Here is an 11,073-nt window from a genome sequence, read left to right as displayed (position 1 = left end):
TTATCAGTTATCAGTTATCAGTTATCAGTTATCAGTTATCAGTTATCAGTTATCAGTTATCAGTTATCAGTTATCAGTTATCAGTTATCAGTTATCAGTTATCAGTTATCAGTTATCAGTTATCAGTTATCAGTTAGATAGTTGTAGGGTTTTGGGGTATTAGTTGAATTCCCCCATTTCCCCATTCCCCCATTTCCCCATTTCCCCATTTCCCCATTTCCCCATTTCCCCATTTCCCCATTCCCCCATTTCCCCATTCCCCCATTTCCCCATTCCCCCATTTCCTCATTTCCCCATTCCCCCATTTCCCGAATCCTGACCTAGCATAAAAAAGACAATTTAGGAATACTTGTTAAAGAAAATTATTGAGATTTTTTATTAGTTTTCGAGGTATCTTCGGCTCCTTGGGGGAGATCGATAAAGACCTTTTCTCCAGCTTCCAACCCTGATAAAATTTGGGTTTTATCGTCTAAGACCAAACCGATCGAAACGGGTTTAAAACTGGGTTTATTTTCGGCATCGGGAACTAAAACCCCTGACTTGCCTTCCCGGGTGACAATGGCGACAGTCGGCACGACCAGAGCATTATCTAACTGCTGGCCGACAAAAGTTACATCTACATTCATTTTCGATTTGAGTTTGTCCCGTCCCGTCACCAAACCGATTCTCACTTCAAAAGAAGTAACATTATCCTCGATAATTGCTTCAGGAGCCACGAGAATAACTCGACCTTCAAAGACTTCTTCAGGAAAAGCATCGGCGACAATTCGCACGGGTTGGCCGCGCTGTAATAAACCCACATCTACTTCCGGCACTTTCGCAATCACTTCCAATCCCGATGCTAGGGCGATAATCGAGGTGGAAGTGGCCGAAGCGGTACTAGAGGCCGAAGTGGTGGGAGTGACAAAAGAACCCTCGGTGGCGTATTTTTGGGTGACGATGCCATCAAAGGGAGCAGTAATGACCGTATCGCGGTATTGAATCTTAATTTGCTCTAAATTGGCCCTAGCAGCCGCTACAGATGATTCTAGTCGAGCAAGCTCCGTTTCTTGGGTTTTTTGGCGTTGTTCGAGGGCAAATTTCGCTTCAGCGATCGCTGCTGCCGCTCGGATCATTTCCTGCTCAATTCCCGCTACTTCTGGGGAAGCGGTTTTATCCGCTTGTTCCAAACGGCGGATCGATTCCTCTAAATTGGCCTTAGCATTGAGATATTCATTGAGGACGGCATCAAATTGGTCTTGAGCGATCGCTCCTTCCTGGACTAAATTTTCATTGCGTTTAACCCGATTTTCTGCTAGTCGAAACCGGGATTGGGCTGCTTGTACCTGAGCTTGCAGTTGGTCTAAATCTTTGGGAATTCTTTCTTTGGCCTGAGCTAAACGGGCTTCTAATTGCTTATAACTGGCCTGGGCCTGATAAAATCGGGCTTGTAATTGCCGGATATCTTCGGGAATACTGCGTTTAGCCTGTTCCAGACTGGCTAGAGCTTCCCGCAGACGCGCTTCTGACTGCATTCCTTGGGCATATACCTCTAAATTATCCATGACGGCGAGGGTTTGTCCCTTTTTAACGATCATGCCCTGATCCACCAATAATCGCACTAATCGGCCGGGGTTTTTCGGGCTAATGTTGACACTTTGGATTGGTTCCACCCTACCACTAGCTTTAATTTCCACAGCGAGGGTTTCCCGTTGAGCAGGAACGGTCATTTTCGCCAATTCTAGGGCAGGGGGAGGAGTTTGCAGCAAACGATAAGAAACCACTCCCACCGCCAGAAAACCACTAGCCATGAGTCCGAATATCCAAAATAGGGGGCGATTTGATTTTCCCAACACGGTTATTGCCATCGATCAGCCAAAAGTTAATTGGTTATATACTAACGTCTCTAGAGTTGCCTTTGTTGTTTCTTTAGCCAACAACCCCCAAGCGAGATAGACTGATTAAAAAAGGCCTATCGCGGGGGTAAACTGTGCCAAAACTTCGATTAATCATTTCTTTGCTCATTTTTTTCGTCGCTGGCAGCCCGCCAGCTTTTTCCCAAGCGCTACTCCCCTACGCCATCGAACCGGAGTTAGAACAGATGGAACAAGCGGGAATTGAAATGGCTGAGGATGCTATCCAATTAGCTCGTTTTCGCCGTACCGATGCCGCCCTTGGACGAGCTAGGTTAGCGGTGCAGTTGGCCCCCCATCTCTATCAAACTTGGTTTATTCTCGGTAGTTTATATCTGCAAGACGATCAGGTGCAACCCGGTATCCAGGCATTAAATCAATCTTTGTCCCTTGCTCCCGCCGATGCCCACGCTAATATTAAATTTTCCCTCGGTAGTGCTTATTTTCAGAATCAAGATTACCAGTCTGCTATTGCCCAGATTGAAGCGGGTTTGCAAATGAAACCCGATGTCTCCCCCGCTCTTTTTGATCTCGGTAATTCCTATCTCAAGTTAGCACAATATCCTGATGCGATTGCAGCTTACGAAAAAGCTGTTAGTCAAGATAAAAATTTTTGGCCGGCTATTAATAATATTGGTTTAGTTAAATACGAACAGGGTGATAAGGAAGCGGCTCTTAAAGATTGGCGCACCGCTTTGAAAATCGATCCTAAACAGCCAGAACCTCAGTTAGCTATTGCGGTGGCTATTTATAGTCAAGGAAAAACTGAGGAGGGCATCAAATTAGCTCAGGCCGCTCTCACTAGCGATAGTCGTTATGCCAGTCTGAAATTTTTAGGGGAAAATCTCTGGGGTAAACGTCTTCTGCAAGACACGGAGAAAATGTTTAATCATCCCAAAATGAAAGATTTTATCGCTCGTTTACCACAACCAACCCCAGAAGCGGACGAAGAAAATTAAGCTGATAGCAGCAAGCATCAAGATAACCCCTTAGTTAATTGGCTAGGAATTCTTGAGGCTTGCTCTAACTAATTAGGACTGGCTGAATATCGGTAGCAGCTTTGCTAAAAAATGGTTTTGGGACTTTATGAGCAAAACAACAAACTTTTTGCCGCAAACCCCACATACAGTACAATTATTACAGTTAAGGGTTTGAAAGGCCTAGTATGATGGCAAAGCAATCAAGGGCAATTGCGGTGACAGAACATGATAATAAGTGTCCCGAATGTCTGCACTTGGAGATTTCGGGAGAACTGGTTACGTCTGAGTCTAAGGGTGTTTTTTCCCGTTTCAAAAAGTCTAACCCAGAGGCGATCAACCTATCGGTGCGGCTTAATTTTAATCAGCAGTGGCTTGATTTTTCTTTTGGACGGGTTAAGTTTGGTTTGCGGGGGGGAGAGTTACGCTTAAAACTGGAGAATGGCCAAATGCCTCCTGAGTTGAGAAATGAAGCATTGAAAAAGATTTTAGCAAGGGAGTTGGAGATTGAACGTCAGTTAGGAGGAGAACAGGAAAGCAAGTCTCAACTAGAAGGCTCTATAACTCCTGATTTATCGAAAGCAAGCTTAAAGGGAGTTAGAGAACAGCGTCGGAAAGAGTCCCAGGGGGATAAGTTTCAGCTTAAAATAGCTCAAATTAGTCATAAGGGAGCAAATAATCAGCCTGTGTGGGTGTTCGAGAATAGGACAGGTGAGCCTGTTTTGATTGGGGAATTAGCGGATTCCCTGGGTAAAATGTTAATTGCGGGTGTTCCCTGGAGCGTTGAAGCGACATTTACTCCTGAAATGCGTCAGGTTGTGATTACAGGTTTAGAAAATTTATTTAAAGATGATATTTATCGACACGAAAAATTAAACATATTTGAGTTAGCCTTAGCTAAGTTATTTTTAAAGCATAAAACCCAACCCTATCTAAGTCGTCAGGTATTACGTTATGAGTGATGCAGATTTTATTCGAGAAGTTGAAGAACTGTACCTGCGTCTTGCTAATGCAGATACAGATGATCTGGTTGAGTTAGCTAAAATTGCGGGTTTAGACCCTAAAACAGATTTAGCCGACTCTGTTTGGGTTCCCTATCCCAGCTTTGGGGAATTTCGTCAGAACACCTTAGCGGCGGCGGTGCTGACAGATTATCTAGAAGAGCATGGGATAGAGGTAGATGCTGCGGCGGCTGATAATGCTCAAGTGGTACTACCCAAGCTAGGTAAACTGGAAGCTGTATTGATTCCTCAAGACTCTGGTGGAGAACCGTTAGATTTAAGCCAAATTAGGGTCGAAATTGACCTAAATCCGGCAACCCTAGCCTATATTTTAGTCGAGTTAGGGGAAGGAGGAGCTTGGTTAACTGGGGTTCTGTTGAGTTCTGACCTGCGTCAGGATTTCCCAGAAGGCGGCGCGGTGTCCTTGGCGATGAGGAAACCTATATCGGCGCTGTGGGAAGCTTACCATCGGTGGGAAAAGTGTCAGCAAATCATGGCGCAGTATATCGATAAACAAGGCTGGTCAGCGGAACAGCGAGCGGAGGTAATTACGGTGTTAAACTGGGTCTGGGACTATCGGCAGAACTATGAGCGTCCGACGCTATTAAAGGACTTTTTAGAAGAGAAGGCCAGCGAGAATCATGAGAATTTTAAACCCTTAGTCTCGCGTCCGGAAGGGGTAAGAGAAGCAACGCCTGAGCCGTCTTCAGAGGGTGCGGTGGACTGGCTAGAGGTGGCGATGGATTTGCTTGATGAATTGGGAAAATTTATTTAAAAAATAATTATGAAAAGCATTAAAATAATTGTTGAAAAACACCCAGATGGTTATATTGCTTATCCTTTAGGTATTGAAGGAGTTGTCATTGGTGAAGGCGACTCATATCAAGAAGCTTTAGAAGATGCGAAATCAGCACTTCGTTTTCATATTGAAACCTTTGGAGTAGAAGTTTTAGATACTGAATATTCTGTCTTAGAAGCGTCTATTATAGTAAGGTGATCATTAACAAAGAGGTCAACAGATGCAAAATTTATGTCAGGTTTCTTTACGAACAAGTGGACAAGAGCAAGTATTAACTATTCCTCCTGAACTGGCCTTATCAAGCACAGAGGTTTTGTTACGCAAAGAAGGTCATCGCTTAATCATTGAGCCGATTTCTTCCAGTTCTCTACTTTTTTTGCTGACTACTTTGTCAGACATTACAGACAATTTTCCTGATATAGATGAAGGGTTGCTTCCCCTTGATGACATCACATTTTAGAATGAAATAGCCCTGAAATTTTATTGTTATAAATAGATTCGTTCAAAAGGTTCTTTTCGATAACGGCGATAAACATCAAAGTCATTATCTAAGGTAATAATTGCAGAAATATTAAGTCTTTCAGAAATAGTAATTAAAGATAGATCTGCAAAATCTCCCGGTAGGTCAGCGTATTGTTCATTAAGTTGTATGATTCTGGCAAAATCCTGTGGTAAAAGGGGAATACATTGATAAAGCTGGTGGAATAAATCACTTAAAAATTCATTTTGTGTTCGATAATTATGGCTTAAAAGATACATTACTTCTGTTATACAAGCAACAGTTGTAATCAAGTCGCTGGAACATTGTTCAAAAAAGTTGACAACAGCCCGATGATAATTATCTTGGGAACTGTAATAGGCGAATAGAATGCTACTATCTGTAATAATTTTGGGGGGATAATTTGTCATTAATGATGTTGCTGATGATGGTTTTCTATATATTCTGCCACTACTTTTTTGCGGTTTTCTCGCAATGACAAATCAGGTGGAGCATTTTCTAAAAGATGCTGAGGATGACCTCCCCGGCGTTGTAATAAAGTTTTACGCGGTTTTAAGCTTTGCCAATGTTCGTAAATGAGTTTTTTCAGAAGTTCTTCTGAGCTAATATTCTCTTCAGAAATGATGTCCGCTAGATAGTTCTCGGTTTCTCGGTCTAGATTAATGGATAACATTATAATTTCAGGGGATAAATCAATATAAAGAGATTCATCATCCTTATTTATTTCTTCAACTGTCTCTAAGTAGAGTTGAATTGCATCCTTGATATTTTCTAAAGCCTCCTCTTTAGTTTCGCCTTGCGACCAGCATCCTGGTAAACTTGGACACCATATCGCATATCCTTCCTCACTCTCTTGTAACCTTACTTTATAGCGCATACTTACCTTTTAATTTTGACTATTATTATCTGTAATTATAACAACCGCCAAAGCAGTTAGGATATTTACAATCTCTATATTCAGTGAGAGCTTCAGGGTGAAATACATACCTCATGGCTCAATCAGTCGTCTAACTTGAGCCAGAGCTTCTTCCCCCGAAATTGGCTGCACAGAGCCATCCCGAACCTCGCCTCTTCGTCTTTTTGCTTCAGTTACCCAAACTGCCTGAATTGTTGAATCGGTATCGAATTCTAAGCTTTCTACCAACTTGTCTGCAAGCAGCGCCCTTGATACACTAGGTAAGGACAATATCTCTTCTGTCAGTTGCTCAATTGATCCCATAGCCCGTCGCAGAATAATAAACTCTAAGCATTATTATTCTATAGCAAAATCGACTAAGTTAGTTCTTTTTTGATAAATCTTTAATTAATCTGCTATGGGCAGTGCGTTACGCTATCGAAGAGCGCACCCTACTATAATTAGACTAGAATTGAGTTTGCTAGAGAAAAATTCGGGGTACGGGCGAAGCATTCGGATAGGAAATCTAGGGTTTCAGTAATAGGTTATTGTCCGAATGCTTCGCCCCTACTCAATCATCTAACAATCCGTCGTAACGCACCACACTTATCATTAATTTAACTTCATTATAAGATATAATTAATTTGCAAGAGTTCTTATCTATCATTAATTTATTTGGTGCGTTACGCTATCGCTAACGCACCCTACTAATAAACTACTGTAAAAATATGAAACAGTAGAATGGTAAAATGTAGGGTGCGTTAGACGGTGACAATCTCTGCTTAAACTTAAATCTAACAATCCGTCGTAACGCACCACTGTAAAAATATGAAACAGTAGAATGGTAAAATGTAGGGTGCGTTAGACGGCGACAATCTTTGCTTAAGCTTAAATCTAACAATCCGTCGTAACGCACCACATCTATCATTAATTTAACTTGGTGCGTTACGCTATCGCTAACGCACCCTACTAAAAACTACTAAAAACAATCATGAACGAAGCAAGAATAGAAGCTTACTTAGCCCTAATCCAAGCGCTCCTCCAGTGCGAAAATGGTCAGGAACCAGCGCTATTACAAGCTAACACGGAATTAGTTGATGCAGGCTTAGTCGCTGTGATGAAGCAGTATGCAGGCTTCTTAGAACAGCAAGGAGACAGCAATAACGGGAGATGGTTGCTGAATCTGGCGCAACGGTTAGAGCAAATTTTAGACCCGCCCAGAGACAACCAAAACCCCTACGGCAATTTTTTACAAACCCTACTGCAAACTATCGCAGAAAGTCGCGGAAACCGCCAAGTAATTTATCCCCTGCTTGACAATAACCTCCATCTCTTAGATGAAAACTTACTTAACCTCCTCCGTGCTTGGGGAAATCAAGCCAAGGAACAAGCCAGTCCAGAGGAAGCCTCCCAACTAGGGGTACTCCTCTATCGTCTTGCTTATGCTTTTCATGAATTTCCTAAAGGTAATCCACGCATTAACCTAGCCATTGCCGTCTATGGATACGAAGTTTGCGCGGCCATCCGTCGCCAACTGGGATTAGAAAGGGAGTTAGCCGGAACCCTCACTAATCTGGGCATAGCCTACAGCACCCAAGCCGAACTGGGTCAAGAGCCGGTAGCCAACCTAGAACGGGCGATCGCCGCCCACACCGAAGCCACCACCATCCGCCGCCAACCCGGATTAGAAAGGGATTTAGCCCAAACCCTCACTAATCTGGGCAGTGCCTACCTCACCCAAGCCGAACTGGGTCAAGAGCCAGTGGCCAACCTAGAACGGGCGATCGCCACCTACACCGAAGCCACCACCATCTTCCGCCAACCGGGATTAGAAAGGGATTTAGCCCTAACCCTCACTAATCTGGGCGCTGCCTACTGCACCCAAGCCGAACTGGGTCAAGAGCCGGTAGCCAACCTAGGACGGGCGATCGCCGCCTACACCGAAGCCACCACCATCCGCCGCCAACCCGGATTAGAAAGGGAGTTAGCCCAAACCCTCAATAATCTGGGCAATGCCTACCTCACCCAAGCCGAACTGGGTCAAGAGCCGGTGGCTAACTTAGAACGGGCGATCGCCACCGACACCGAAGCCGTCACCATCCGCCGCCAACTCGGATTAGAAAGGGAGTTAGCCCAAACCCTCACTAATCTGTGCATAGCCTACCGCACCCAAGCCGAACTGGGTCAAGAGCCGGTAGCCAACCTAGAACGGGCGATCGCCACTGGCACCGAAGCCGCCACAACTTACCGCCAACCGGGATTAGAAAGGGATTTAGCCAGAACCCTCACTAATCTGAGCGTAGCCTACTACACCCAAGCCGAACTGGGTCAAGAGCCAGTGGCTAACCTAGAACGGGCGATCGCCGCCCTCAAGGAAGCCACCGCCATCCGCCGCCAACCGGGATTAGAAAGGGATTTAGCCGGAACCCTCACTAATCTGGGCAATGCCTACCTCACCCAAGCCGAACTGGGTCAAGAGCCGGTAGCCAACCTAGAACAGGCGATCGCCGCCCTCACCGAAGCCGCCACCATCTTCCGCCAAACCGGATTAGAAAGATATTTAGCCCAAACCCTCACTGGTCTGGGCGTAGCCTACGTCACCCAAGCCGAACTGGGTCAAGAGCCGGTAGCCAACCTAGAACGGGCGATCGCCAATTATCGAGAAGCACTTTCCTTTCTCAACCCCACTCTCTTACCTGCTGACACCCTGAGAAGTGGGCGCAACTTAGGCAATCTCGGTTTCCAGCAGGGTTGGTGGGACATTGCCATCGAAGGCTACAGCGTCGCCGTGGAAGCCGTTGAACAAAGCCGCGCCTGGGCAACGAGTGAAGCCCTTCGCCAAGAGATTGTCCGCGAGTCCATCGGCGTTTATGAAAACCTGATCCAAGCCGCCGTTAACCAAGGCGACCTCTCCCTGGCGCTGCGAACCGTCGAACGTTCCCGCTCCAAACGCCTCGCCGACCTCATCGCTGTGGGCGACCTCTACGCCGATGGGCGCATTCCCCCAGAGATCCAAGCCTGGTACCAGCAGGTTAAGGAAAGCCGTCAGATCCAATCCCAACTCCGTCAAAACCCCCTCGACCAGCCCGGATTCCCCCAGAAACCCCAACCCGCCCCCATCGGCAACACCCGCGCCAGCTTTGCCCCGGAACAACTCCACGCCGCCGAAGCCGCTGAACGTCAAGCCTGGGATGCTCTCTACCGCTTTGATGCCATCACCGCCCAACTTCAGCAACCCCAACCCCAACCCCGACTCGATGAACTAACGGCGCTGCTTCCATCCCCCCAGACTGCCCTCCTCAGCTTCTACACCACCGCCACCCATACCCACATCTTTGTCCTGCGTCGCCCCGCCCAGGATGGCGGGGAATGGGTCAACTGCCACACTATTCCCAATCCCCCGGAGTCTGCCGACGACCTGCAAAACTGGCTGGTCGTCAACTGGGTTATCCCCTACATTGAGATTAATCAAGCAGAGACCGCCCAATCCCGCCAGCAGCGTCGGCATGAGTGGCACCAAGCCATGGCCACTCGTCTGCAAGAACTGGCAACCCGCCTGCAATTCGACACCCTCATCCAACAGCACCTCCAGGGCATCACTGAGTTAATTCTGATTCCCCACCTGTTCCTGCACCAAATTCCCTTCGACCTTCTACCCACCGCCCAAGGTCAACTTCTGGGCGATCGCTTTCGCCTTCAGTTTGTCCCTAGTACGAAAATTCTCGGACTGTGCCGAGAGCGATCGCAACCCAGTCCCCACACCCTGGGGATTGTGGAAAACACCACAGAGGATTTGCCCTATACTCCCCTAGAGTGTGAGTGGGTGGCCCAAACCTGGAATGTGCCTCGCCAACGGCGGCTACAGGGGCGCACTGTCACCCCCGACTCTTATCTGCAATTGCTCAAACAAGTACAGGCTTTGCTCTCCAGCCACCACGCCACCAGCCGCCCCGATGATCCCCTCAACTCCCATCTCCTCCTAGCCGAAGAGCAAAAAGTCACCCTCCGGGATTTACTTAGTCCCCTGTGGCGTTTTCCCGAATTGTTGGAAGTGTTTCTCTCCTGTTGTGAAACCGGTCTCAGTTTTGCCACTTCCCGAGATCAAGAGGGAAACCTGCGACCGGAATTACTGGACGAACCCCTCAGCTTGAGTACAGGCTTTCTGCTGGGGGGCGCTCGTGCTGTGATTAGTAGTCATTGGGCCGTGGCTGATCTAGCTACGGCGCTGTTTTCGCGGGAGTACCATCGCGCACGGCGGGCCGGAGAGGAACGTTTAACGGCTCTACATCAGGCTCGTCAAGCGTTGCGGGAGACTCGCCAAAAAGACTGGCTGGACAGTTTAGATGCCGATTTGAAGCAGGCTTTCCAGATTTGGCAACAACTGCGCCAAACTAAGGATCCCAACGTCAATGCTGCTGGGGCCAATTATCAGAAAATCGGCGAATTGATCAAGTGGCTTGACGATTTTGCTCCCGATGCAGTGCCTTTTCAGGATTATCGTTACTGGGGAGCGTTTTATTGTCTGGGACTTCCTTAAAATTAGGAATTATTTCCTTGTTGCAAGTAAAACGTAGGGTGCGTTAGACGGCGACAATCTCTGCTTAAACTTAAATCTAACAATCCGTCGTAACGCACCACACCTATCATTAATTTAACCTCATTATAACATATAATTAATTTGCAAGAGTTCTTATCTATCATTAATTTATTTGGTGCGTTACGCTATCGCTAACGCACCCTACTACTTCCTTAAAATTATGAATTATGAATTAGTAAAACGTAGGGTGCGTTAGACGGCGACAATCTCTGCTTAAACTTAAATCTAACAATCCGTCGTAACGCACCCTACCTATCATTAATTTAACCTCATTATAACTGGACTTCCCCCGTATAAACATACTAGCTATGGCTAAAAGTCTTACAGAGCCTGAGTTCAAGCAATGAAATACTAATGAACTACTGGACACAAAATCCTGAAGTTCTTACGCCGATAGGGTTTGAGGCAAAAAT

General features: G+C 46.3%; 11 protein-coding genes and 1 pseudogene. 7 read left to right on the top strand and 5 right to left on the bottom strand.

What is annotated here, in order from left to right:
- Positions 1-362 precede the first annotated feature (362 nt).
- Positions 363-1,847, bottom strand: coding sequence for an efflux RND transporter periplasmic adaptor subunit (locus tag O9324_RS09815; RefSeq protein ID WP_288140087.1), 1,485 nt, complete (start codon positions 1,845-1,847; stop codon positions 363-365).
- Here O9324_RS09815 and O9324_RS09810 point away from each other — a divergent pair.
- The 6 genes from O9324_RS09810 (at position 1,789) to O9324_RS09785 (ending at position 5,129) form a co-directional block, all read left to right on the top strand.
- Positions 1,789-1,935 carry a hypothetical protein gene (locus O9324_RS09810; RefSeq protein WP_167341562.1) on the top strand — a complete coding sequence of 49 codons (147 nt, stop codon included), beginning with the start codon at positions 1,789-1,791 and terminating at the stop codon, positions 1,933-1,935. The two genes, O9324_RS09815 and O9324_RS09810, sit on opposite strands and share 59 nt — an antisense overlap.
- 34 nt (positions 1,936-1,969) lie before the next feature.
- Positions 1,970-2,851, top strand: coding sequence for a tetratricopeptide repeat protein (locus O9324_RS09805; protein WP_288140086.1), 882 nt, complete (start codon positions 1,970-1,972; stop codon positions 2,849-2,851).
- Between the two features lie 209 nt (positions 2,852-3,060).
- Complete coding sequence (locus O9324_RS09800) at positions 3,061-3,831, top strand: hypothetical protein (RefSeq protein WP_288140085.1); 771 nt, start codon at positions 3,061-3,063, stop codon at positions 3,829-3,831.
- Positions 3,824-4,645, top strand: coding sequence for a hypothetical protein (locus O9324_RS09795; RefSeq protein ID WP_288140084.1), 822 nt, complete (start codon positions 3,824-3,826; stop codon positions 4,643-4,645). The genes O9324_RS09800 and O9324_RS09795 overlap by 8 nt, the downstream gene beginning before the upstream one ends.
- A 9-nt stretch (positions 4,646-4,654) precedes the next feature.
- Positions 4,655-4,867, top strand: a complete 213-nt coding sequence (locus O9324_RS09790) for a type II toxin-antitoxin system HicB family antitoxin (RefSeq protein ID WP_288140083.1) — start codon at positions 4,655-4,657, stop codon at positions 4,865-4,867.
- 22 nt (positions 4,868-4,889) lie between these two features.
- Positions 4,890-5,129: an antitoxin gene (locus O9324_RS09785; protein WP_288140082.1), complete on the top strand. Its 240-nt coding sequence runs from the start codon at positions 4,890-4,892 to the stop codon at positions 5,127-5,129.
- Between the two features lie 26 nt (positions 5,130-5,155).
- Here O9324_RS09785 and O9324_RS09780 read toward each other — a convergent pair whose 3' ends face one another.
- The 4 genes and pseudogenes from O9324_RS09780 to O9324_RS09765 form a co-directional block, all read right to left on the bottom strand.
- Entirely contained in the window at positions 5,156-5,578 is a 423-nt protein-coding gene (locus O9324_RS09780) for a type II toxin-antitoxin system VapC family toxin (RefSeq protein WP_288140081.1), read from the bottom strand.
- Positions 5,578-5,841 (bottom strand): hypothetical protein, encoded by a 264-nt coding sequence (locus O9324_RS09775; protein WP_288140088.1) that lies wholly within the window; start codon positions 5,839-5,841, stop codon positions 5,578-5,580. The genes O9324_RS09780 and O9324_RS09775 overlap by 1 nt, the downstream gene beginning before the upstream one ends.
- 15 nt (positions 5,842-5,856) lie before the next feature.
- Positions 5,857-6,045, bottom strand: a pseudogene (locus tag O9324_RS09770) (type II toxin-antitoxin system HicB family antitoxin); the annotation flags it as partial.
- A gap of 111 nt (positions 6,046-6,156) precedes the next feature.
- On the bottom strand, positions 6,157-6,387 hold the full coding sequence (locus O9324_RS09765) for an addiction module protein (protein WP_002753232.1): 231 nt from the start codon (positions 6,385-6,387) through the stop codon (positions 6,157-6,159).
- 667 nt (positions 6,388-7,054) lie between these two features.
- On the opposite strand from O9324_RS09765, the gene O9324_RS09760 reads away from it, so the two are divergent.
- Entirely contained in the window at positions 7,055-10,600 is a 3,546-nt protein-coding gene (locus O9324_RS09760) for a CHAT domain-containing tetratricopeptide repeat protein (protein WP_288140080.1), read from the top strand.
- Positions 10,601-11,073 lie beyond the last annotated feature (473 nt).

This window comes from Microcystis sp. LE19-84.1B (genome assembly GCF_027531875.1).
In the GTDB taxonomy this organism is placed as follows: domain Bacteria; phylum Cyanobacteriota; class Cyanobacteriia; order Cyanobacteriales; family Microcystaceae; genus Microcystis; species Microcystis panniformis.
The sequence above is the reverse complement of the archived record's forward strand: the minus strand, read 5'-3'. Positions and strand labels throughout refer to the sequence as shown.